The 22,950-nt window shown below is 73.4% G+C and carries 18 protein-coding genes; 5 read left to right on the top strand and 13 right to left on the bottom strand.

Annotated features, from left to right (window positions below; genetic code table 11):
• Position 1: 1 nt before the first annotated feature.
• A complete protein-coding gene (locus NI26_RS06235; protein WP_066653700.1) occupies positions 2-3,412 on the bottom strand; it encodes a pyruvate carboxylase in 3,411 nt (1,136 codons plus the stop codon).
• Between the two features lie 60 nt (positions 3,413-3,472).
• Here NI26_RS06235 and NI26_RS06230 point away from each other — a divergent pair, with 60 nt between their 5' ends.
• A complete protein-coding gene (locus tag NI26_RS06230; protein ID WP_058729211.1) occupies positions 3,473-4,285 on the top strand; it encodes a ParA family protein in 813 nt (270 codons plus the stop codon).
• A gap of 726 nt (positions 4,286-5,011) precedes the next feature.
• Here NI26_RS06230 and NI26_RS06225 read toward each other — a convergent pair.
• The 7 genes from NI26_RS06225 to NI26_RS06195 form a co-directional block, all read right to left on the bottom strand.
• A complete protein-coding gene (locus tag NI26_RS06225) occupies positions 5,012-5,572 on the bottom strand; it encodes a MerR family transcriptional regulator (protein ID WP_066658032.1) in 561 nt (186 codons plus the stop codon).
• A 199-nt stretch (positions 5,573-5,771) separates the two neighbouring features.
• Positions 5,772-6,476, bottom strand: coding sequence for a transcriptional regulator FtsR (gene ftsR, locus NI26_RS06220; RefSeq protein ID WP_066653699.1), 705 nt, complete (start codon positions 6,474-6,476; stop codon positions 5,772-5,774).
• On the bottom strand, positions 6,476-6,955 hold the full coding sequence (locus tag NI26_RS06215; protein WP_066653698.1) for an FHA domain-containing protein: 480 nt from the start codon (positions 6,953-6,955) through the stop codon (positions 6,476-6,478). The genes ftsR and NI26_RS06215 overlap by 1 nt, the downstream gene beginning before the upstream one ends.
• Positions 6,956-7,145: 190 nt before the next feature.
• Positions 7,146-8,744, bottom strand: coding sequence for a chitinase (locus NI26_RS06210; RefSeq protein ID WP_066653695.1), 1,599 nt, complete (start codon positions 8,742-8,744; stop codon positions 7,146-7,148).
• Positions 8,744-11,179 carry a glycosyltransferase family 2 protein gene (locus tag NI26_RS06205; RefSeq protein WP_066653693.1) on the bottom strand — a complete coding sequence of 812 codons (2,436 nt, stop codon included), beginning with the start codon at positions 11,177-11,179 and terminating at the stop codon, positions 8,744-8,746. The genes NI26_RS06210 and NI26_RS06205 overlap by 1 nt, the downstream gene beginning before the upstream one ends.
• A 634-nt stretch (positions 11,180-11,813) precedes the next feature.
• A complete protein-coding gene (locus NI26_RS06200) occupies positions 11,814-12,794 on the bottom strand; it encodes a FecCD family ABC transporter permease (protein ID WP_066653691.1) in 981 nt (326 codons plus the stop codon).
• Positions 12,791-13,843 (bottom strand): FecCD family ABC transporter permease, encoded by a 1,053-nt coding sequence (locus NI26_RS06195; protein ID WP_066653690.1) that lies wholly within the window; start codon positions 13,841-13,843, stop codon positions 12,791-12,793. The genes NI26_RS06200 and NI26_RS06195 overlap by 4 nt, the downstream gene beginning before the upstream one ends.
• Before the next feature lie 189 nt (positions 13,844-14,032).
• Here NI26_RS06195 and NI26_RS06190 point away from each other — a divergent pair, with 189 nt between their 5' ends.
• The gene (locus NI26_RS06190; RefSeq protein ID WP_081984785.1) at positions 14,033-15,559 is read left to right on the top strand and encodes a S1C family serine protease; all 1,527 of its coding nucleotides are present in this window, start codon (positions 14,033-14,035) and stop codon (positions 15,557-15,559) included.
• A gap of 94 nt (positions 15,560-15,653) precedes the next feature.
• On the opposite strand, the gene NI26_RS06185 is transcribed toward NI26_RS06190, so the two are convergent.
• Together NI26_RS06185 and NI26_RS06180 are read right to left on the bottom strand one after the other, a co-directional pair.
• On the bottom strand, positions 15,654-16,811 hold the full coding sequence (locus NI26_RS06185; protein WP_066653688.1) for a hypothetical protein: 1,158 nt from the start codon (positions 16,809-16,811) through the stop codon (positions 15,654-15,656).
• A gap of 175 nt (positions 16,812-16,986) precedes the next feature.
• On the bottom strand, positions 16,987-17,277 hold the full coding sequence (locus NI26_RS06180; protein ID WP_235426549.1) for a hypothetical protein: 291 nt from the start codon (positions 17,275-17,277) through the stop codon (positions 16,987-16,989).
• A gap of 97 nt (positions 17,278-17,374) precedes the next feature.
• On the opposite strand from NI26_RS06180, the gene NI26_RS06175 reads away from it, so the two are divergent.
• On the top strand, positions 17,375-17,737 hold the full coding sequence (locus tag NI26_RS06175) for an RNA-binding S4 domain-containing protein (RefSeq protein WP_066653687.1): 363 nt from the start codon (positions 17,375-17,377) through the stop codon (positions 17,735-17,737).
• Between the two features lie 23 nt (positions 17,738-17,760).
• Here NI26_RS06175 and NI26_RS06170 read toward each other — a convergent pair whose 3' ends face one another.
• Positions 17,761-18,702, bottom strand: coding sequence for a J domain-containing protein (locus NI26_RS06170; protein WP_066653686.1), 942 nt, complete (start codon positions 18,700-18,702; stop codon positions 17,761-17,763).
• Between the two features lie 393 nt (positions 18,703-19,095).
• The gene (locus NI26_RS06165; RefSeq protein ID WP_081984784.1) at positions 19,096-19,848 is read right to left on the bottom strand and encodes a phosphotransferase enzyme family protein; all 753 of its coding nucleotides are present in this window, start codon (positions 19,846-19,848) and stop codon (positions 19,096-19,098) included.
• Positions 19,849-19,998: 150 nt separating this feature from the next.
• Here NI26_RS06165 and NI26_RS06160 point away from each other — a divergent pair, with 150 nt between their 5' ends.
• Together NI26_RS06160 and NI26_RS06155 are read left to right on the top strand one after the other, a co-directional pair.
• Positions 19,999-20,640 carry a GntR family transcriptional regulator gene (locus NI26_RS06160; RefSeq protein ID WP_066653683.1) on the top strand — a complete coding sequence of 214 codons (642 nt, stop codon included), beginning with the start codon at positions 19,999-20,001 and terminating at the stop codon, positions 20,638-20,640.
• Entirely contained in the window at positions 20,637-21,890 is a 1,254-nt protein-coding gene (locus NI26_RS06155) for an MFS transporter (RefSeq protein ID WP_200884138.1), read from the top strand. Before NI26_RS06160 ends, NI26_RS06155 begins: the two co-directional genes overlap by 4 nt.
• Before the next feature lie 95 nt (positions 21,891-21,985).
• Here the strand turns inward: NI26_RS06155 and NI26_RS06150 are convergent, their stop codons facing one another.
• Positions 21,986-22,930, bottom strand: coding sequence for an NUDIX domain-containing protein (locus NI26_RS06150; protein ID WP_066653681.1), 945 nt, complete (start codon positions 22,928-22,930; stop codon positions 21,986-21,988).
• Positions 22,931-22,950: the final 20 nt, after the last annotated feature.

The raw sequence follows: 22,950 nt of genomic DNA, 5'->3' as shown, positions 1-22,950 counted from the left end.
GTTACTGCAGCACCACCAGGAGGTCGCCGGCGTCCACCTGCTGGGTCACCGGGATCGCGAGACGGCCGACGGTGCCCGACACGGGCGCCGTGATGGCCGCTTCCATCTTCATCGCCTCGATGCTCGCCACGGGCTGACCAGCCCGGACGACGTCACCGACGGCGACCTTGAGCGTCACCACACCGGAGAACGGCGCGGCGACGTGCTTCGGGTCGGACGGGTCCGCCTGCTCGGCGACCTTCGTCGCGACCTCGACCGAGCGGTCACGGACGGCGACCGGGCGGAGCTGCCCGTTCAGCGTCGTCATGACCGTACGCACGCCCCGCTCGTCGACCTCGCCGATCGCCTCGAGCCCGACGAGCAGCTCCACGCCGCGCCCGAGCGGCACGACGTGCTCCTGCCCGGGACGCAGACCGTAGAGGTAGTCGAGGGTCGGCAGCACCGAGAGGTCGCCGTACTGCTCCCGCACCGCGGCGAACTGCCGGGTCGGCTGCGGGAAGAGCAGTCGGTTGAGGGCCTGCTGCCGCTCGGGTCCGGCGGTCGCGAGCGCGGCGCGTTCCGCCTCCGGCACGGGGGTCGTCCCGACGTGCACCTCGCGGCCCTCGAGCACCTTCGACCGGAACGGCTCCGGCCACCCGCCGGGCAGGTCGCCGAGCTCGCCGGCCATGAAGCCGATCACCGAGTCCGGGATGTCGTACTGCTGCGGGTTCTGCTCGAAGTCGTCGGGGTCGGCGCCGACCGCGGCCAGCTGCAGCGCCAGGTCGCCGACGACCTTCGAGGACGGCGTGACCTTGGTCGGGCGGCCGAGGATGCGGTTCGCCGCGGCGTACCAGTCCTCGACCTGCTCGAAGCGGTCGCCGAGTCCCAGGGCGATGGCCTGCTGCCGGAGGTTCGACAACTGCCCGCCGGGGATCTCGTGCTGGTACACGCGGCCGGTCGGACCGGGCAGGCCGGACTCGAACGGGGCGTACGCGCGACGGACCGCCTCCCAGTAGGGCTCGAGCGCGCCGACCGCGGTCAGGTCGAGGCCGGTGTCGCGCTCGGTGTGCGCCAGCGCCGCCACGAGCGCGGACATGCTCGGCTGGCTCGTCGTCCCGGCCATCGGCGCCGCCGCGACGTCGACCGCGTCGGCGCCGGCCCGGCTGGCCGCCAGGAGCGTCGCGAGCTGCCCGCCGGCGGTGTCGTGCGTGTGCACGTGCACGGGCTGGTCGAACCGCTCACGCAGCGCGCCCACGAGCCGCTCGGCCGCTCCCGCACGGAGCAGACCGGCCATGTCCTTGATGCCGATGACGTGCGCGCCGGCCTCCACCATCTGCTCGGCGAGCCGCAGGTAGTAGTCGAGCGTGTAGAGGTCCTCTGCCGGGTCGAGGAGGTCGCCGGAGTAGCAGAGCGCCGCCTCGGCGACGGCCGTGCCGGTCGCGAGCACGGCCTCCAGGGCGGGACGCAGCTGGCTGACGTCGTTCAGCGCGTCGAACACACGGAAGACGTCGACGCCGCTCGCGGCGGCCTCGGCGACGAAGGCGTCGGTGACCTCGGTCGGGTACGGGGTGTAGCCGACCGTGTTGCGCCCGCGCAGCAGCATCTGCACCGGGATGTTCGGGATCGCCCCGCGGAGTGCCGCCAGGCGCTCCCACGGGTCCTCGCCGAGGAAGCGCAGGGCGACGTCGTAGGTCGCTCCGCCCCAGGCCTCGACGCTCAGCAGCTGCGGGGTGAGCCGGGCCACGTGCGGCGCCACGGCGACCAGGTCCTTCGTCCGGACGCGCGTGGCGAGCAGCGACTGGTGGGCGTCACGCATCGTCGTCTCGGTGACCGCGAGCGCGGTCTGGGCGCGGAGCCGTCGCGCCCACTCGGCGGGGCCGACCTGCAGCAGCAGGTCGCGCTGCCCGGACGGCGGCGCGGCGGACAGGTCGACGGCCGGGAGCTTCTCGACCGGTTCGACGGTCTGCGGGCGACGCTCGCCGTTCGGCTTGTTCACCGTCACGTCGGCGAGCCACCCGAGCACCTTCGTGCCGCGGTCCTTCGACACGTGGCCGCCGAAGAGCTGCGGGCGCTCCTCGATGAACTGCGTCGAGACGTCACCACGGGCGAAGTCCGGGTCGTCGAGCACGGCCTGCAGGAACGGGATGTTCGTGCTCACGCCGCGGATGCGGAACTCGGCCAGGGCACGCTTCGCCCGGGCGACGGCCGCCGGGAAGTCCCGCCCACGACAGGTCATCTTCGCGAGCATCGAGTCGAAGTGCGGGCTGATCTGCGCACCCGTCGCGACCGTGCCGCCGTCGAGCCGGACCCCCGCGCCACCCGGGCTGCGGTAGGTCGTGATGCGTCCGGTGTCCGGACGGAAGCCCTGCGTCGGGTCCTCGGTCGTGATGCGGGTCTGCAGCGCCGCACCGTGCACGGCGACGGTGTCCTGCGCGAGCCCGAGGTCGGCGAGGGTCTCCCCCGCGGCGATGCGCATCTGCGACTGCACGAGGTCGACGTCCGTCACCTCCTCCGTCACGGTGTGCTCGACCTGGATGCGCGGGTTCATCTCGATGAAGACGTGCTGACCGGCACGCTCGCCCTCGGTGTCGAGGAGGAACTCGACGGTGCCGGCGTTGACGTAGCCGATCGACCGCGCGAAGGCGACCGCGTCACGGTGGAGCGCGGCGGCGATCGCCGGATCGAGGTCGGGCGCCGGTGCGATCTCCACCACCTTCTGGTGGCGGCGCTGCACCGAGCAGTCGCGCTCGAAGAGGTGGATCGTGCCGTCGTCCGTGCCCGTGGCGTCCGCGAGGATCTGCACCTCGATGTGCCGCGGACGCAGGACGGCCTGCTCGAGGAACATCGTCGGGTCGCCGAACGCGCTGTCGGCCTCGCGCATCGCGGCCTCGAGCGCCTCGCGGAGCTCGGCCTTCGTCTCCACGCGGCGCATCCCGCGCCCACCGCCGCCGGCGACCGCCTTCGCGAAGACCGGGAACCCGACGGCGTCGGCACCCGCGAGCAACTCGTCGACGTCGCGGCTCGGCGGGGTGCTCGCGAGGACCGGGACACCGGCGGCGATCGCGTGCTCCTTCGCGGTGACCTTGTTGCCGGCCATCTCGAGGACGTGCTCGCCCGGCCCGATGAACGTGATCCCCGCAGCGGCGGCAGCGGCGGCCAGCTCCGGGTTCTCGGAGAGGAAACCGTACCCCGGGTAGATCGCGTCGGCACCCGACTCGCGGGCGACACGGATGATCTCGGAGACGTCCAGGTAGGCACGGACCGGGTGACCCGGCTCGCCGATGACGTAGGCCTCGTCGGCCTTCAGCCGGTGCAGGGATCCGCGGTCCTCGTACGGGTAGACGGCCACCGTCCGGGCCCCCAGCTCGTACGCGGCACGGAACGCGCGGATGGCGATCTCGCCACGGTTCGCCACGAGGATCTTGCTGAACACGACGTCCCTTTCAGCCCGGGTTGAGGTGTCACAACCTTACTGGCGGTAACGTGGCTCACCGTGCATGTACTCAGCGTGAGCTCCCTCAAGGGTGGTGTCGGCAAGACGACGGTGACGCTCGGCCTGACATCGGCCGCGTTCGCCAAGGGACTGCGCACGCTGGTGGTGGACCTCGACCCGCAGTCCGACGTCTCGACCGGCCTCGACATCGACATCTCCGGCCACCTCAACGTCGCCGACGTCCTCGAGAACCCGAAGGAGAAGATCGTCCGCCAGGCGATCGCCCCGTCCGGGTGGACGAAGGGCTCGCAGGGCAAGGTCGACGTGCTCGTCGGGTCGCCGTCCGCCATCAACTTCGACGGCCCCCACCCCTCCATCCGGGACATCTGGAAGCTGGAGGAGGCGCTGGCGAACGTCGAGCAGGACTACGAGCTGGTCCTCATCGACTGCGCCCCGTCGCTCAACGCCCTGACCCGCACCGCCTGGGCTGCCTCGGACCGCGTGACCGTGGTCACCGAGCCGGGCCTGTTCTCCGTCGCCGCCGCGGACCGCGCGCTCCGTGCGATCGAGGAGATCCGCCGTGGGCTCTCCCCCCGCCTGCAGCCGCTCGGCATCATCGTGAACCGGGCGCGCGTGCAGTCGCTCGAGCACCAGTTCCGCATCAAGGAACTCCGGGACATGTTCGGCCCGCTCGTGCTCTCGCCGCAGCTGCCGGAGCGCACGTCGCTGCAGCAGGCGCAGGGCGCGGCGAAGCCCCTGCACGTGTGGCCCGGCGAGTCGGCGCAGGAGATGGCGAAGAACTTCGACCAGCTGCTCGAGCGCATCATGCGCACGGGCAAGATCGGTCCGTACGCCGAGGGCGGCGCCGCCTAGGCGCTGCCGCCTCTCCGGGCCGGCTTCCTCCCCCGGACCGGCTGCTCCCCGGCCGGCTCCTCGCTGGGCCGGCCGTCGAGCGTGCAACATCTGTCACGGTCGAGGTCCCGGACCGGCTTCGCGCTGGGCCGGCCGTCGAGCGCGCACCATTTGTCACGGTCGAGGTCCCCGGACGACGGATCCCGCCCGCGCCGTGACGACCCGGCGGCATGTCGTGCTCGCTCGGATCGGCGCGCACTGAAGCCGCTGCGTACGAGGCGAGCCCTCGACCGTTCGGGCCCGTCATCCGCTGAACGGCCGAGATGTCGCACGCTCGACTCGATGCAGTCGTCGACGGTCCTGGTCGCACGACATGCCGTCCGCACGGGAGCTGAGCGGCAAGTCGTGCGACCGAGACGGACACTCGCGGCAGTTCGCGCGACCGGAACCATCCGCGCGGGAAGTCGGGGCCCGGGGTCGGGGCTCGCGTCCCGGGGGCCGGGGCTCGGGTCTCAGCAGCCGAAGGTCAATGATCGAACGCCGAGTGGGCAGGACACGCGGGCTGTGGGCCGCCGGGCGGGGTCTGCCGAGTGCCGAGTGGGCACGACACGCAGCTGGTGCGACGCCGAGTGGGTCAGGGACGTCGTCGAACGGCGCGAGCGTGACAGATCTGGCCCGGTCGAGGGCACCGGACGACGCACCGACGACTCTCCGGCGGAGCCGGACGAGCGGGAGGGCGAGGAACGGCTAGGACGCGCGGTTCGCCCGGCGGGCGGCGAGCTCGTCGGCGGGGTCCGCAGCAGGGGTGGCGTCGAGCTCGACCAGGGAGCTCTCGACCTCGCGCAGGACCTTGCCGACCGCGATGCCGAACACGCCCTGGCCGCGGGACACCAGGTCGATGACCTCGTCGTCCGAGGTGCACAGGTAGACCGACGCCCCGTCGGACATCAGCGTCGTCTGGGCGAGGTCGGACACGCCGGACTCGCGGAGCTGGTTCACGGCGGTGCGGATCTGCTGCAGCGAGATCCCGGTGTCGAGGAGTCGCTTGACGAGCTTGAGCACCAGGATGTCCCGGAAGCCGTAGAGCCGCTGCGACCCCGACCCGGCAGCGCCGCGGATGGTCGGCTGCACGAGCTCGGTGCGGGCCCAGTAGTCGAGCTGTCGGTACGAGATGCCGGCTGCGCGTGCGGCGACGGTGCCGCGGTAGCCGTTCTGCTCGTCGTGCTCGGGGAGGCCGTCGGTGAAGAGCAGGCCGAGGTCGTACCGAGTCATCTCGGACTCGGTACCGGGGGTGTCAGTCCCACTCATGTGCATGCCTTCCACGACGTTCGAGCTCCCACCAGAAGGTTCAACGACGGGTTGAGAGTTGTTCCGAGGTCCACGGTAGCGACTCGGACACGGTCTGCCCGGCACATCCGCACCGGCGCGTCCGGCGTGTCGAGGATACGCCCCGACCACCGACGGTCGACAGGGCGCAGCCCCGGTCCGGACGCCGACCGGTCGCCGGTCATGCGTCGAGTCGGCCGATCGCCGTGCGGATCAGGTTCGACCGGACGACCTCGAGCTGCCCGGCGATCTCGCGCGCGAGCTCCGTCGCCTTGGCCCGCGAGGTGGCGTCACCTCGACGGGACACCGGCATGAGGGCCGACTCGATCAAGCCGACCTCGCGCTCGACGACACCGCGCATGGTGCGCAGGTGCCGCGGCTCGATGCCGGTGCGCTGCAGTTCGACGAGGGCCTTGAGCACCGCCACGGCGTCGTCGCCGTAGGTGTCGGCCGCGGGCAGCAGCGACGCCGAGACCGCGTCGGTCAGCAGCATCGGCGAGGCACCTGCAGCGCGGACGGTCTCGTCCCGCGTGTACCGACGCTCGCGGCCGAGGATCGACGGTCTCGGGGCGTCACCGCCGCCGGGCAGGACGGGCTCGCGCCCCGCGTCGAGATCGGCGAGGTAGTCCTTGATGACCTTGAGCGGCAGGTAGTGGTCACGCTGCAGACCGAGCACGATCCGGAGCCGCTCGACGTCGGCCGCCGAGAACTTCCGGTACCCGCTGGCGGTGCGGATCGGCGTGACGAGCTCGCGTTCCTCGAGGAAGCGGAGCTTCGAGCTCGACAGGTCGGGGAAGTCGGGCTTCAACCGGGCGATGACCTGCCCGATGGTGAGCAGGTCCGGTACCGCAGCACCGGCCCGGGCTGCGGCGGACCGCGCAGCCACTACGCGGTCGCCAGGCGCGCCAGGTCGACCCGGGATGCGTAGAACGTGAGGCGGAACTTGCCGACCTGCACCTCGGCGCCGTCGGTCAGGAGTGCCTCGTCGATGCGTACGCCGTCGAAGTAGGTGCCGTTCAGCGACCCGTTGTCCTTGACGCTGAAGGCCGTGCCGTGGCGCAGGAACTGCGCGTGCTTCCGCGACACCGTCACGTCGTCGAGGAAGATGTCGGCAGCGGGGTGCCGACCGGCCGTCGTGACGTCGGAGTCGAGGAGGAACCGCGCGCCGACGTTCGGACCACGCCGGACCACCAGCAACGCCGAACCCGAGGGCAGGGCGTTGATCGCCTCGCGCTCCTCGGTCGAGACACCGGACTCGGCCGTCAGGGCCGCTCCCATGTCCATGCTGAAGGTCAGGGTCGTGTCGACCAGCCGCTGTTCCGGAGTCTTCTGACCACCCGGCTGCGGGACCACTGGCTCTGGCATCGTGGACCTCCTCCTCTTGGCGCACCAGCGTATCGGAAACGGGTGACCTCGCGGGAGCCCCGAACGGGGCTGGGGAGAACTCAGGAGCACGCGCACAGCGAACACACCGCCGTGACCCAGCCGACGGACGGGAGGCACGGGGCGGACCCGCACCGTGCCTCCAGGCCGGACCGGATCACGAGGTGCGTCGTCACGGAGCCGGCGTCGCCGTCGCGGTGGCGGTCGGCGCCGGCTCGCCCGAGGCGAGCCCGTCGAGGATCCGACGCACCTCGGCATCCTTCAGACGGACCCAGGGCGACCCGTCCGGGTCGCTCGTGGACGCCTCGGGGCTGTCGCCGGTGTTCCACCACTTCGACTGGTACGGGATGCCGTGGAACAGGACGCGGGCGCCCGTGTCGTACTGCTTCGTCCCCGACCACGCGGCGTAGGTCCCGTCGGGCAGCGTCAGCGGTTCCACGGGCTTCTCCCCCGGCAGGACCGGGCCGATGATCTGCCACGGCGTCTCGTACGCGCTGAGCACCGGATCGTCCGGCAGGTCGCCCGACGTCCACCACTTCGCCTCGTAGACGTTGCGGTGCCACACCACCTTCGTGCCCTCGAGGTAGGACGCGTCCTGGTCCCAGACCGGGTAGGGACTGGTCTTCGGGTCGTCGGTGGGCTGCTCGGTGGCGGAGGGCTCGGCCTCCGTGACGTCGGAGGCCGCCGCGACGATCCCGCCGCCGAACCCCTTGCCGAGCACGTCGGCGAAGAGCAGTCCGTCCTGGTCGACGCCGGAGCACGAGTTCGAGACGGTCGACAGGTTCACGTAGTTCGACCCACACGTGGTGTCACGGTTGAGCGACCACATCGACATGCGCCCCAGCCCGCGGTCGCGCGCCCAGGCGTTGAGCTTCCGGGCATCGCTGAGCGAGAACACCTCGTCACGGACGTCGTTCTGCCCGATCATGGGCGTCGCCCCGACCTTGTGCCAGAGGGTGCCGTCACCGAGGGGCGTGCCCGCGCGCTGGTACAGGACACCGAGCTGTCGCTGGACCTCCTGCAGCGCCTGCACCGACGCCGAGTACATGCTCTGGCTCGACCCCTTGGCCTCGCCGTAGTCCATCGTCATCGCGTTCACCCCGGCGAGGTCCACGCCGGCGGCGAGGAACTGCGCGACCGCGGTGGTCCCGTCGGACGTCAGCCCCGAGGGCGCGGCCGGCAGGGTGAGCCACACCGCGAGCGGGTGACCGGCGGCCCGGCGCTCGTCCTGGAGCGCCGCCACCGCCTTCGCACGCCGCTCCCCCGCAGCGCGGTTCGTGAGGTCGTCGCCCTCGACGTCGAAGTCGACGGTCGACAGGTCGTAGCGCTGCACGACCTGCCGGTAGGCACCCAGCAGGTCGGACGCCTTCGTGCAGGTGGTGGCGAGCTCGTCGTTCGCCAGGCCGCCGAACGACACCCCGACCTCGCCGTGCTGCTGCTGCAGACGGGCGACACGGCGGTCGAGGTCGAGCTGGTCCGCCGCACCCTGCAGCGAGTAGTACGAGCCCCAGGTCGGCGAGCAGGCGTCGTCGTGGTCGGCGACGACGAAGGACAGCATGACGTTGCGTCCCTTGGCCGACTTGACGTCCTCGAACGCGAAGACCGGGGTCGCGGTGACGTCGGTGTAGGCGGCGAACCACGCTGGTTGCCGTTCGGTCGCCTGCGCCGAGTGCCAGCGGTCGAAGCCGGCGTACCCGGCGACGGCGACGGCGGCGGCGACCACGACCGCGATGGTGACCCGGACCGGGGAGAGTCGTCTCGTCGTCGACATCAGGCTGCGCTCCGTTCCTGGCGCGGGCCGGTCGCGTCGGCCTGGGCGGACGCGGTGGCACGTGCGCCCGCCGCCCCGACGACGTCGGCGTCGTGCCGGACGGGCAGGTTGCCGCCGCCGTGTCCGAAGTACAGGACCGCGTGCCAGTCCTCGAGGACGGGCTCCGGGACCGGGCGGACGCCGCCGCGACGACGTCCGCGCCGACGGTCGGCACGGGCGGCCGCACGAGCGGTACGACGAGCGGCACGACGGGCTGCGCGCGCCGACGGGTCGTAGTACATCCAGCGCGTGGCCCACAGCCAGACGTCGACCACGGAGTTCCACACGCCGATGTAGGCGACGATCGCGTAGGTGGCGAGGAGCGCGTTGAAGGCGGCGAAGACCGCGTTCCCCCAGTTCTGCGCGCCGTAGTCGCGGACGAAGGTGAAGACCGAGAAGGCGACGATCGCGTAGGGCGCGAGGACGTAGAGCGCCGGCGAGGCCGTGCGGTCCCGCACCTTGGGCGTCCGCGCGAACGGGATCTTCTTCGCCGTGAGGGCCTGCTGGATGCTCTTGAGCACGCCCGCGACGTTCACCGGCGTGAGGATGAGGTTGAAGCCGTAGATGCGGAAGACGTCCGTGCGCTTGTAGCCGCAGTACCGCAGGTCGCTCGACAGCAGCCAGAAGTAGGGCAGCGCCGCGAGCAGCACCATCGGGCTGAGCAGCCGCGAGTCGTACGGGTACGCGAGCAGGAAGACGAGCCCGAACGACGCCCAGGTGATCGACGCCATGTAGTTGACGCGCAGCGCCATCTCGACGAGACCGACCCGCTCGCCTCGTGCCCGGCGCTCACGGACCTGGCGGACGTACTTCGGCAGGATGAGGAGGCCGCCGTTCGCCCAGCGGCGGCGCTGGACGACGAGCGACCCGAAGTCCGGCGGCGTGGCACTGTACGAGAGCCGCTCCGGGTAGTTGACGAGCGTCCAGCCGTGCATGCCGAGGTCGACGCTCGACTCGGTGTCCTCGATCACGGTGCGGTCCTGGACGTAGCGCTTCACCTCGAAGCCGCCGACGGTCTCGACCTCCTCGATGTCACGGAGCGCCTGGGTGCGGATGACGGCGTTCGCCCCGACCCAGAACGTCGCGTCGTACCGGGACATCCCCTGGTGGAGGATGTGCTGGATGTCGGTGGTGGCCCCCGCGAGCCGCTCGATGCGCGTGGCAGCGCCGCGGAAGGACGAGTACGGGGTCTGCGTCACGGCGACCCGGGCGTTCTCCGGCTGCTCGAGGAAGTAGACCAGGCGCAGGCAGTAGTCGCGGAGCAGGACGGAGTCGGCGTCGAGCGTCAGGAGGTAGTCCGACGCCGGGACCACGAGGTCGGCCGCGTCGGCGTCGTCCACGGTGCGCAGGACGGTCCCGGACGCGGTCTCGTCGAACGCGTACGCCCCGCCCATCAGGCCGATGTAGGCATTGAGGTTCATCGCCTTGTTGGCCTCGTCGGAGAGGTTCACGTACCGCTTCCGCTCGAACGTGGTCAGTTCCGCCGTGAAGGTCCAGGCGAGACGGCGCTGCAGCTCGAGCGCCCGCGCCGAGGTCACCTCGCTGAAGTCCTGACCGAGGGCGACGGCGTCGGCGATGGCCGCTTCGAGGGCCTCGGCGGTCAGCCGGAACTCGTCGGCGAGCCCGACGAGCACCTGGTCGTGGAAGAACCGGTCGACGTGGTCGGCGACCTCGTGCTCCCGGGCGTTCCGGCGGAGCCACGCGTCGGCCCAGCGGTGGTGCTCGACGAGGGTCCGGAGCGCGTGCGTGCTGGCGAACGGTGCAGCGTCCGCCTCGACCTCGGCCGAGAAGAGCGCTTCCTGGAACCGGCGCGAGGGGACCTCGAGCTGCGCCTGGATGCGGTCCGCGACCGCGCGCGTGCGCTCCAGCTTGTCGAGCGTCGCCGGGTCGGTCGGGAACGGCGCGTCGTCGACGAGCAGGACGACGCGCAGGGACGGGTACTCCTGGAGCGCTGCCGACCAGAGCGTGGTCGCGACGACGTCCGGCTCCTCGGCGTAGCTCGGGACGAGGACGGTCATCGGCGCCTCGTGGCCGGAGGCGAAGTGTCGGTCGAGCTCGGCGCGCGGGACCCGCACGTGGCTCGCGAACCGCTCCATCGCACCCTGGCGGGCCACCAGGTGCATGAGCGCGGAGAAGGTCAGGAAGGTGACGACGACGAGGTACGAGATCGCCTCGGTGGTGAAGCGGAAGCTCTCGGTGCCGTAGTCGAGGAACTGGCGGATCACGGTGTAGACGACGTACGCCAGCCAGAAGGCGACGGTCAGGATGATCGCCACGCGACCGGAGACGAGCTTCCGGTCGGAGGGGCGTGCGTGCAGGGTGTCGAGCGGACGGGTCCGGCGCTCGGCACCCCACTGGCGACGGCGCGTCGGTGCGCCGGCAGACGGATCGGGCATGGCAGTCCTTCGTTCCTTCCGGACCAGCGCTCCGTCGGGTCGGGCGCTGTCGGGGGTCCGGTCGGTCGGGACGACGGTACGAGAGATCCCGCAGGCCGCCGACACCCGAACGGGGGGTCCTGGCGGTTGTGTGCGGCATCACGCAGCGCGGTGCGGCATCGCGGGACCGCGCGCGGTTTCCCGCACGGGGGGCACGCCCGCCGCTTCGGCCGGCACCGCCCCGCGTCACCAGCGCAACCAGCGCCGCCGGCACCACCAGGGCCGCCAGGGCCGCCAGGGCCGCCAGCGCGACCATGCGACGGACGGGAGGCGCGGTGCCGGCCCGGACCGCGCCTCCCGTCCGTCCGTGCATGCGTGCGTCGATCGCCGACACCCGTTCCGTGCGCCCGTTCCTTCCCAGAACGGGTGGGATGCCTTGCGGGAACGGGCGTACCTGGTGGACCAGGACGACCAGGTACGCCCGGAACGACCAAGTACGCCCGAACCGACCAGGCATGCCCGGAACGACCAGGTACGCCTCGCAGGGCCGGGTACGCCCGGAACGACCAGGTACGCCTCGCAGGGCCGGGTACGCCCGGAACGACCAGGCACGCCCGGCAGGGCCAGGTACGCCCGGCAGGGCCGGGTACCGCGCCTACCGCCCGCGTGCGAGGAGCCAGAGCAGGTACGGCGCCCCGACCACGCCCGTGACCACACCGACCGGCAGGGCGTTGCCGGGGATCGCGAACTGCGCCAGCAGGTCGCTCGCGAGCGTGACGACCGCGCCGACGGCCGCGACGACGCCGAGCGCGACCCGCCCGTTGCCGACGAGACGGCGTCCGATCGGTGCCGCCATCAGCGCGACGAAGGCGACCGGGCCCGCCGTCGCGACCGCTCCCGCGGTGAGGCCGACGGCGGTGAGGAGCAGGAGCGACTTCGCGCGGTCGGGCCGGAGTCCGAGGGCTGCGGCCACCTCGTCCCCGAGCGCGAGGACCGTCAGCCGGCGGGACTGCGCGAGCGCAGCGGCCAGGAGCAGGACGACGGCGACCGCGAGGATGCCGACGAGGGTGCGGTCCACCGCGTTCAGGCTGCCCGAGAGCCAGAGGAGCGCGGTGCCCGCCTGCTGGACGCTGCCCGCGGTCAGCATCCAGCCGGTGATGCTGAGGCAGATCGCCGCCACCCCGATGCCGACCAGGACGACGCGGTTGCCGGTGATCCCCCGACGCCAGGAGAGCGCGGCGATGACGACCGACACGAGCAGGGCGCCGACGACGACGGACCCGAAGAGCACACCGCCGCTCGCCCCGAAGAGCACGATCGCCGTCAGCCCCGAGGCACTCGCGCCCGACGTGATGCCGATGACGTCGGGGCTCGCGATGGGGTTGCGGACGACGCTCTGCACGATGCCGCCGGCGGCGCCCAGCGCGGCACCGACCAGCACGGCACCGGCGACCCGGGGGCCGCGGAGCTGCCCGACCACGAAGTCCGACACGGTGTCGCCGTGTCCGACCAGGGCGCCGGCGACCTGCAGCGGCGAGAGCGGGATCTCCCCCACCCCGAGCCCGACGAGCACGAGGGCGACCAGGAGCACGACCACCGCGCCGAGGACGGCGAGCTCGCGACGGACCGCGGTCACAGGCCGGTCACCACCCGCGACCGGACGAGCCAGATGAACACCGGGGCACCGATGAGCGCGGTCACGATGCCGACCTGCAGCTCCCCCGGGTACGCGACGACCCGCCCGATCACGTCGGCGACGAGCAGGAGGGCGGGTGCGACGAGGGCGGACAGGAGGATCGTCCAGCGCTGGTCGGGCCCGCTCAGTCGGCGGACGGCGTGCGGGACGGCGAGGCCGACGAACGCGATCGGTCCGGCGGCTGCCACCGCGGACCCCGCGAGCAGGACCGTCACGACACCGCCGACGATGCGGACGAGCACGACCCGCTGCCCGAGCGACGCGGCGAGCTCGTCCCCGAGCGCGAGGGTGTTCAGGGAGCGCCCCAGGCCGGCGGCCACGACGAGTCCGACGAGGACGGGGACGGCCACGACGCCGGCGGTGCCGAGGTCCTTGCCGGCGAGCGCTCCGACCTGCCAGAAGCGCAGCTGGTCGAGCAGGCTCTGGCTCGACACGAGGACCGCCGTGGTGACCGACGACAGGGCGGCGGCGACGACCGCTCCGGCGAGCGCGAGGCCCACCGGCGACAGGCCCCGCCGGGCGACGGCCGCGATGCCGTAGACGAGCAGCGCCGCGAGCCCGGCCCCGACGAAGGCGAAGGGCAGGTACGCGGCGGTCCCGCTGATGCCGAACACCGCGATCCCGACGACCACGGCGAGGGCTGCTCCGGCGTTGATGCCGAGGATGCTCGGGTCGGCCAGCGGGTTCCGGGTCACGCCCTGCATCACGGCACCGGCCACCCCGAGCGCGGCGCCGGCGAGCAGCCCCACGACGGTACGCGGGACGCGGTTGCCGAGCACGATGAGTCCCACCTCGTCGTCCCGGTGCGGGTGCAGGACGACGTCGAGGACGGTGCCGAGCGGGATCGGGCGCGAGCCGAACGCCACGGAGAGCGCGACGGCCACCACCAGGGCGGCGACGGCGAGCAGCGCTGCCCCGACGAGACGGGACCGCGAGGCGGGTGCCGGGCGGGGCCGGACTGCAGGGGTGACGGGTGAGGACGCGCGCATGGGAAGTGCGGCAAGCCTAATCCCGCCCCTCGTTCGGCGGCCCCCGAGGAAGCCCGGAGCCGGCACAGGGTCCGTTCATAGGGTCGTCATGGGTTCGGCTCCTGTACTGGTCTCCGTCGACGCCCGACCGGGTCGTCGAGGAACGAACCGCCACCCCTCGGGTGGTCGAGGGACGACCGGAGAGCACCCATGAACGAGAACCCCGCCGACGACCAGCGCGCGACCGACCGTCCCGGCTGGGAGGCCCCGCACGCCGACCGCGACACCCTCCGCCCGGCGTACGCCTTCGACGGCAGCGGCCCGTGGCTGTACGGCACCGACGGCTCGGGGCCGTACGCCTACACCCCGGACGGTCGCGGCCCGTACCTGCTCGGCAGCGCGGCCCTCGGCGGTCCCACGGACCCGCGTCCCGGTACCGCGAGCACGAGCACGGCGGCAGCAGGCGCGACGGCCGGCAGCACCCCCTGGGGCTGGACCTCGGGCGCGGCGGCAGCGAACCACCCCGGCGCGAAGCGCCCCCGGCGGCTCGGACTCGTCATCGGCTCGGGCGTCGCGGCGCTGGCGATCATCGGCGCGGCCGGCGGGACGGCGCTCGGCCTGTCCTCGCAGGGCACCACGACCACGTCGAGCCAGTCGCAGGGCACCACGACGCTGCCGGGCGGTGGCTCCGGCACGAGCGGTGGGACGAACGGTTTCACCGTGCCCGGGTACGGGAACGGCTCGGGCAGCGACGGCAGCAGCGGCAGCGGCAGCGGTACCGGCACGGGCACGGGCACGGGCACGCAGACCGCCGCGACCCCGGCGACCGCGGCCCAGACGAAGGGCGTCGTGACGATCGACACCGTGATGAACTACGACACCTCGTCGCAGGCCGCGGGCACCGGCATGGTCCTCACCTCGGACGGCTTCGTCCTGACGAACAACCACGTGGTGCAGGGCGCCACGAGCATCGCGGTCACCGACGAGACGACCGGCAAGCAGTACCGGGCCGAGGTCGTCGGCACCGATGCCACGCACGACGTGGCCGTGCTCAAGCTTCAGGACGCGTCCGGCCTGTCCACGGTGACGCTCGACGACGACGGCGAACCGTCGACGGGTGACGCGGTGACGGACGTCGGCAACGCGGAGGGCACGGGCAACCTCGTCGCCGCCGCGGGCACGGTCACCGCCCTCGACCAGGACATCCAGGTGCAGAGCGAGTCCGGCACGGGCACGGAGTCGTTGCAGGGCCTGATCGAGGTCGCCGCGCAGATCGTCCCGGGCGACTCCGGCGGTCCGGTCCTGGACAGCGAGGGCGAGGTGGTCGGCATGGCCACCGCGGCGTCGTCGGGCTCCGCCGAGGTCACCGGGTACGCGATCCCGATCACGACCGCGAAGGCCATCGCGGACAAGATCCTCGCCGGGGAGTCCTCGGACACCGTCACGATCGGCCTGCCGGCGTTCCTCGGCGTCGAGGTCGGCTCGACCGCGACGACGCAGACCACCGCGGGTGTGCCGGTCGCCGGGACCGTCGACGGTTCGGGCGCCGCAGCAGCGGGACTGGTCGCCGGCGACACCATCACGAGCCTCGACGGCACGGCGGTCACGAGCAACGACGCACTGACGTCCGCGATCCGCTCGCACGCCGTCGGTGACCGGGTGCAGGTCGGCTACACCGATGCATCGGGCACGGCGCACACCGTGACGGTGACCCTGACCGCAGGCCCCGCCGCCTAGCGAGGGCGCCGCGCGAGCGCCAGCGGCAGCAGCAGCGGCAGCGGCAGCAGCGGCAGCGGCAGCAGCAGCAGCGGCAGCAGCGGCAGCAGCGGCCTCAGCCGAGCAGCGCGCGCACCACGGACCGGTACACGTTCGCCGGGGAGTCGGACCGGAAGGCCGTCTCCCCGGCCTCCGTGCGTCCGACCCGGGCGAACCCGATGCCCTCGGCGTGCACGACGACGACAGGGGCCGGTCGACCCGGTCGACGGATCGACGAGACCGTCCACGGCGCGGCCCAGAAGCGCGCGAGCCGCGGGTCGGCCTCGGCGACGGCCACCGGCAGGTCCGGCGCGGTGTCGGCCGCACCCGTCCTGCGGGCCAGCAGGTTCGCGTGGAGCGACCCCGTGCGGAAGGGGAAGGTCCACGACGGGCGGATGCCGAGCCTCCCGGCCGCCAGCCCGACCACGCGCTCGACCGGCAGCCGGGCCACGGTGCCGCCCGTCTCGTCAGTCCCGTCCACGACGGTCTCCGACCAGGCCTGGAGGCGCGTGGTCCGCCCGTCGGGCAGGCGCTGTTCGAGGGTGACCGGCCGGGTGTCGTCGGCCCACGGCGCGAGGAGCTCCTGGGTGGTCTCGGGGAGCGTCCCGAGGCGGCCGACGAGCCCCGTCTGCACGAGCTCGCGACCGGCGGGCGAGCGCAGGAGCATCGGGTCCCACCGGCGTCCTGCCAGGCTGCGCAGGGTCGTGAGCGCGTCGGGACCGAGGTGCGTCCCGTCGAGCTGCGGGACCGGCGCCGCGACCGGCAGGGCCTCGAGCTCGCGCTGCGGGCGGGAGGGTGCCGGCTCGGTGGCACGGACCGACTCGAGCACGGTCGAGACCAGGTCGTCGGTCGCGAGCATCCGGGTGAGCGGTCGCTCGACGGTCAGGTCGACCCGGTGCCGACCGGTCACGAAGAGCAGGTGGGCGCCCGCGACGTCGCCGTCCTCGTCGGGGCGCACGTACTCGACCAGGCGTGCCGGGGCGCCCGCGGTCGTCCACGGGTCGCAGCCGATGAGCCGCAGGCCCTCGACCGACCCGGGCAGGCGTTCGAGCAGGCTGGTGTGCTCCTCGGCGACGGTGCGCTCCGAGGGGCGGGACCGGACGGTCAGGACGACGTCGTCACCGGTCAGCCGGAGGTCGGCCTGCGGGGAGTCCTCGCGGTGCCAGCGGTCGGGGCGGCGGAGCGTCAGGCGGGAGGTTCGGTCCTCGGTACCGAGCGGGACGGGGACGGCCATGGGTCGAGGCTACGTGGCGACGGCTGCGGGGACGGCGACGGCTCGCCGGTGCGCCGCGCGGGCGGAGCCTGCTCGCCGTCGGGCGAGGTGGGTGGAGCTGCGTCGCGGGCTGCGTCGCGTGCTGCGCTGCTGGCCGCGTCGCGGGCTGCGTTGCCGGGCTGCGTCGCGCGGCTGCTCAGGGGCGGCGCGTCCGCGGTGTCGGCGGCGGGGGCACGTGCTTCGCCGCGACCACGTCGGCGAGCGGGACGTCGACGTGCCCCCGTCGCGTCTCGATCGTGACCGTGTCGACGGTCCGTGCGGACAGGGTGCCGAGGGCGTCGCGAGCGCCGTCCCCGACCCGTGCCCGCACGACGAGCCGGTCGCCGGGGGACGCCGCACGCAGGACGCCGAGCGCCAGCGCCCGGGCGAGGGCATCCTGCTCGCTCGGAGCCCGGCCGTCCGGGTCCTGCTGCCGCGGTTCCTGCACCCGTCGAGCGTACGGCCCGATCGCACGGCTCGGGTGTCGGCCCGCTCGGGTCCCCGGCGCGGGCTGCTCGCAGGGCTGCGCCGCCTAGGGTGGTGGGATGGAGAAGGCGCGCGTCGACAGCTGGATCTGGGCGGTGCGGATCACGAAGACCCGGTCCGCCGCGACCAGTGCGTGCAAGGCCGGCCACGTCCGGGTGAACGGGGAACGTGCGAAGCCGGCGCAGCCGATCGCCCCCGGGGACGAGGTGCGGGTCCGTCAGCACGGGTTCGACCGCATCGTCGTCGTGACGGGCATCATCCTCAAGCGGACGAGCGCGACCGAGGCGGCGAAGCACTTCGAGGACCGGACCCCGCCCCGGCTCCCCCGCGAGGAGGCCGGGTTCGTCCCGACCCGGGACCGAGGCGCCGGTCGTCCGAGCAAGCGGGAGCGCCGCGACCTCGAGAAGCTCCGCGGCCACTGACGCGACCGGGCGTCGCGCCGCCGTCAGACGAAGCGGACGGTCTGCTGCAGGCGGTCGCGGACGTCGAACACGTCGACCGAGCCCTCCGGGGAGAACACCCCGTTCAGGACCTGACCGAGCGCACTGCGACGGACCACGAGCGCGGTGGGCTTGCGCGCCGACCCGACGACCTGGACGTCCTCGTCGACGGCGGAGTCCGGCACGACCATCAGCCGTCCGGTGAACTTCACGCGGGTCTGCTTCTGCACCGCTCGGGCTGCCCGCACGAGCTCCTTGACCGGACGCTCGCCCGGCGCCAGGGTCTCGCCGGCGATGTCACCGTGCTCGATGCGCACGGGAGCGCCCCAGTCGATCGACTCGACGGCCCAGAGTCCGCTCGGGGTCAGCACGGCGTGGTCGAGCTTGCCCTCGGCACCGGCGTCGAGGTCGTGCCACACGGTCACGCCGATGCCCATCCCCGCGATGATCGACGCCGTCGCCTCCTCCGCGAGGGCCTCGGCGAGCAGTCGGCGGATGTGCCGCGGCGCGGAGCGGACCAGCGCCGGCTCGTACGGGTCCTCGACGGGGTCGCCGAGGCCGACCCACTCGCGTTCGGCCTGCAGGAAGACCTCGCGGGAACGACCACCCGGGTGCCCGTACGAGCGCGCCCGCGGCCGGGAGTCGCGCCGAGCCGTCGGGGGCGCGAACCCCTGGCCGTCGTGCGACCAGACCGAGGACCCGGACGGACCGGACGCTGCGCTGGGGGTCGACGTGCGGGAGCCCGCGTCGTACGCCCGGCGGGCAGCCGGGGTCCCGATGCGCTCCCACGCGATCTGCACCTGGCGGAAGCGCCGGGCGTCTCCACCGAGGTCGGGGTGGGTCTCGCGAGCGGCACGACGGTACGCACGGCGGAGCGCGTCGTCGTCGGCGGTCGCGGGGACGCCGAGGACCTCGTACGGGGTGGCGTCGGCCGGGCTGTCGGTCATGGCCCTGCGACACTACCCGCTGGAGCATCGGAGTCCGCCGCGTGCGGGCTGGGAGCTGCCGGGAGGCCCGGTGCACGTCCGACGCGCGCGTCGCGCCCCGAGACGCCGGCGTCTGCGCGGGACGCCGCGGTCCGACGCGCGTCCCACACCGGCGAGACGACGGCGTCGGTGCGAGACGCCGTCCGCCGGTCGAGACGCCGCGGGATCCGGCGGCGTCTCGACGGCTCCGCGGCGTCCGGCACCGACGCCGGCGTCTCGCGTGCACAGCGGCGTCTCGCACCGAGGCCGGCGTCTCGCGTGCACAGCGGCGTCTCGCACCGAGGCCGGCGTCTCACGCGCACGGCGGCGTCCCGCACCGACGCGGGTGCCCCGCGCAGCCCGTCCGCGCGGACGTCAGTCGGCGGTGACGGCCGCGCGGATCAGGTCCGCGTGGGACTCGATCCACGCCACGTCGGCCCGGTACAGGTCGGCGTGCCCGTGCTCGAGGTCGCTGAGGAACTTCGGGTTCCCCGCGGCGGCTTCGGTCTCCATCGTCGTGACGAGGGCGACGAGCGAGGCCGTGATCGTCTCGACGAGCACCCCGCGGGAGCGGTCGTCGAGCCCGTAGGCGCGGCAGAACTCCGCCGCGCGGTCGAGGCGCTCGTCGAGTCCCGGCGCCGAACTGCCCTCGACGAGACCGGTGGTGAACGGCGCGAAGCGGTAGACCGCGCTCGCGACGTCCCAGACGCGCGGCCCGGGGTGCGCGGTGTCGAAGTCGATGAGCCCGACCGCGGCGATGCCGTCGTACACGCAGTTGTACGGCGCGAAGTCACCGTGCACGATCGTCTCGACCGGCAGCCGTTCGGCCTGCGACCAGACGTCGACCGCGTCGTCCCGCGGGTAGGTCGCCGCGACGTCGTGGTACTGGCGCAGCAGTCGCGCGGACGTGACGAGGGCCGCCTCGCTCGCGATCTCGGTGCTCCAGGGGTAGTTGCCCGCCGTGCCCGGCACGAAGCTCACCGTCTCGAGGGCGTCCCCGACGGCGATCGGTTCGGGTGCCGCGACGAAGCCCTGCTCGTGCAGGTGCGCGAGCAGCCGGTGCACCGTCGGTGTCCAGGGCCCCGCAGGGCGGTGCACACGGTCGTCGGCTCTGGTGACACGCTCCATCGTGACCTCCTGATCGGTACGTCTCCGTTGACGTGAGGGTCAGCGTAGCGACGCCGGGTGGGCGATGTCTCGATCCGGTCACGACGGCCGCGTGACGATCTCGCTCCACAACGTGTGCAAGCTTGCATGCAAGGCGTAGGATCGGCTGCCGTGAGCGACACCAGCACCGAGGTCTCCGCCGCAGGACGGGCGTACGAGCACGTCAAGCGGGCGATCATCCGCGGCGACCTGCCGGGCGGCACGGCGATCAGCGAGAACGTGCTCTGCCGGGAGATCGGCGTCTCGCGGACACCCGTGCACGAGGCGTTCCTGCGCCTGGCGGCCGAGGACCTCATCCTGCTCGGCGCCCGCCGGGGCGCCGTCGTGCGCCCGATGTCCCCGAACGAGGCGGCGGACGTGCTCGAGGTGCGTGAGGCGATCGAGTCGACCGCGGCGACCCGCGTCGTCACCGACGGCCGCGTGCCGGAACTGGCACCGCTCCTCCAGGCCGAGCTGGCGGAGCAGGAGGCGGCGGTGGCCGCCGGGGACGTCGACCGCTTCGTCGAGCGGGACGCGGCGTTCCACGGCGCCGTCGTCGCGGCGTCGCGGAACGCGATCGCCGTCCGCTTCGCGCGGACGCTCGGCGACCGGCAGCAGCGGCTGCGGCACCAGCTGATGCGCGTTCGACCGGAGCAGTTGCAGGCGTCGCTCGACGAGCACCGGGCGCTCGCCGCGGCCCTCGACGACGGGGACGCCGAGCGGTACGCGGCGGTCCTCCGAGCGCACGTCGCGTCCCACCGGGGCGCGCTGTGAGCGGCGCGACCGGGAGCATCCCGACCACCGGCTCCGTGCCGGTGCCGGTCAGCCGGGTCGCCCCGTGGGCGATGGTCTGGGGCGCGGTCTTCGTGTGCTCGTGGGGCGGCAACCAGTTCTCGCCGCTGCTGCTCATGTACGAGGAGCGGGCGCACTACTCGTCCGTGCTCGTCAACGTCTTCCTCGGGGTCTACGTCCTCGGGCTCGCACCCGCGCTGCTCGTCGCCGGGTCGCTCTCGGACCGGCACGGGCGGAAGCCGCTCATGCTCGTCGGCATCGCCGCGGCCGTCGTCGGCAGCGGACTCCTGGCACTCGGGCCGTTCGGACCCGGCTTCCTCGCGGCCGGCCGGCTGTTCTCCGGCATCACGGTCGGCGTCGCGATGGCGGTCGGCAACAGCTGGGTGAAGGAGCTCTCGCAGGGCCGCCACGACCCCTCGGCCGATGCCGGCTCCGGGGCACGGCGCGCGTCGCTGGCCTTCACGCTGGGATCCGGGATCGGTGCCCTCGTCGCCGGTGGGATCGCGCAGTGGGGGCCGGTGCCCGAGGTCCTGCCGTTCCTCGTGCACATCTGCGTCGCGGCACCGTTCGCCCTCGTCGTGTGGCGAGCGCCGGAGACCGCGGTGAACGGTGGCCTCGCCGGTCCGTGGTGGCGGCAGCTCGCGATCCCGAGTGCCGGGCACCGACGCTTCACGCGGGTGGTCGTCGTCGCGGCACCGTGGATCTTCGGGTCCGCTGCGATCGGCTACGGGTACCTGCCGACCCGGCTCGCGGGAGCGACCGGTCCGTGGGGCCTGGTGTTCGCGACCGCCGCGACCGTCGTCGCCCTCGGGGTCTCGAGCGCGGTGCAGCCGCTCGCCAAGCGCGTGCACTCGGTGTCCTCGGCGCGCGGGCTCGTCACCGCCGTCGCCGTGATGACCGTCGGGATCGGGGTCGTGCTCCTGGCGGTGGAGCTGCAGTCGGTGTGGGTCGGGCTCGCGGCGAACGTGGTGATCGGCGTCGGGATGGGGACCGCGCTCGTGTCCTCGTTGCTCGAGGTCCAGCGGATCGCCGGGTCGCGCGACCTCGCCGGCCTGACGGGAGCGTTCTACGCGGTGGCGTACAGCGGGTTCCTGGCGCCGGCGGTCATCGCGGCGATCGCGGGCGGTGCCGGGGTCCCGGTGTCGGTGATCCTGGCCGTCGTGGTCGGGCTCGGGGTGGTGTCGTGGGTGGCGCTGCTGGTGTCGTCGAAGCGGTACGTGCCGGAGGGCTGACGCCGCACCGGACCGACGCTGCAGTGGACCGCCGCAGCAGCGGACCGGCGCTGCGGTGGGCCGACGCAGCAGCGGACCGATGCAGCGGTGGCGGACTACTGCTCGCGGAACCAGCCGGGGCCGCGGACCTCGGCGCCCAGGGCCTCGACCCGGGTACGGAGCTCCCGGTCCGCCGTGACGACGACGACCGGTGCGTGTCCGTCGCCGAGCGCCGACCGGGCGGCCTCGACGATCGCGTCGTCGCCGGGACCCTCGGCGCGGACGACCCCGACCGAGTCGGCCGCACCGCCGAGGTCGCCGGCACCGACGGCACCCGCCGCCGTGCCCGCAGCACCGGCACCCGCGCCGGCCGCCCGTGCCTCGCCCTCGAGCACCACCGTCCACCGCGGCCACCAGCGGGCGAAGGGCAACCCGAGCTCCCCCGCGCCCACGCCCCGTCCGGCGAGCGCCGCCACGGACGACAGCAGCCGCTCCGCCGCGCCCGCACGGTCCTTCCACCAGCCGTCCGGCACGCTGCCGACGACGTTCGCCGCGTCCACCACCACGTGCGGGACCGTCTCGATCGCGCCGCGCAGGGCCGGCCACGAGGCACCGAAGCCCGGGTGCAGGGGCAGCGCGTCGACCTCGGCGACGGGGACCCACGACAGCGCGAGGCTCTCGCGGTCCGCGATCACCGGCTCGAACGGGCGGCGGGCGCGACCGACGACGGTCGTGTAGGTCCAGAAGCCCAGGTCGAGCACGGCGGCGTGCCGCAGGTCGATGCCGTCCTCGGGCACCCCGGCCTCCTCCGCGGACTCCCGGAGCGCGGCGGTGACGGCGTCCTCGTCCTGGTGGCGTGCACCACCGGGGATCCCCCACGTGCCGCCGTGGTGGCTCCACTCGACGCGGTGCTGCAGGAGCACCCGGCCGGCACCGTCGTCGACGAGCAGGCCGGCCGCGCCGAAGCGTCCCCAGGCCTTGGTGCCGTCCGGTCCGACGGCCCACGCGTCGCCGGGGTCGCGGGGTCCGGGCGGCGGTCCGGGAGGGGTCACGTCAGGCACCCGTCAACACTGGCACACCG

It is taken from the genome of Curtobacterium sp. MR_MD2014 (genome assembly GCF_000772085.1).
Lineage (GTDB): Bacteria > Actinomycetota > Actinomycetes > Actinomycetales > Microbacteriaceae > Curtobacterium.
This window is presented reverse-complemented; position numbering and strand designations above follow the sequence as displayed.

Bases quoted from the DNA above. Each gene is read 5' to 3' on its own strand.
- NI26_RS06170 (WP_066653686.1), bottom strand. From the start codon at position 18,702: ATGACCGACAGCCCGGCCGACGCCACCCCGTACGAGGTCCTCGGCGTC.
- NI26_RS06225 (WP_066658032.1), bottom strand. From the start codon at position 5,572: ATGAGTGGGACTGACACCCCCGGTACCGAGTCCGAGATGACTCGGTAC.
- NI26_RS06210 (WP_066653695.1), bottom strand. From the start codon at position 8,744: ATGTCGACGACGAGACGACTCTCCCCGGTCCGGGTCACCATCGCGGTC.
- NI26_RS06175 (WP_066653687.1), top strand. From the start codon at position 17,375: ATGGAGAAGGCGCGCGTCGACAGCTGGATCTGGGCGGTGCGGATCACG.
- NI26_RS06205 (WP_066653693.1), bottom strand. From the start codon at position 11,179: ATGCCCGATCCGTCTGCCGGCGCACCGACGCGCCGTCGCCAGTGGGGT.
- NI26_RS06165 (WP_081984784.1), bottom strand. From the start codon at position 19,848: ATGGAGCGTGTCACCAGAGCCGACGACCGTGTGCACCGCCCTGCGGGG.
- NI26_RS06190 (WP_081984785.1), top strand. From the start codon at position 14,033: ATGAACGAGAACCCCGCCGACGACCAGCGCGCGACCGACCGTCCCGGC.
- NI26_RS06215 (WP_066653698.1), bottom strand. From the start codon at position 6,955: ATGCCAGAGCCAGTGGTCCCGCAGCCGGGTGGTCAGAAGACTCCGGAA.
- NI26_RS06195 (WP_066653690.1), bottom strand. From the start codon at position 13,843: ATGCGCGCGTCCTCACCCGTCACCCCTGCAGTCCGGCCCCGCCCGGCA.
- NI26_RS06185 (WP_066653688.1), bottom strand. From the start codon at position 16,811: ATGGCCGTCCCCGTCCCGCTCGGTACCGAGGACCGAACCTCCCGCCTG.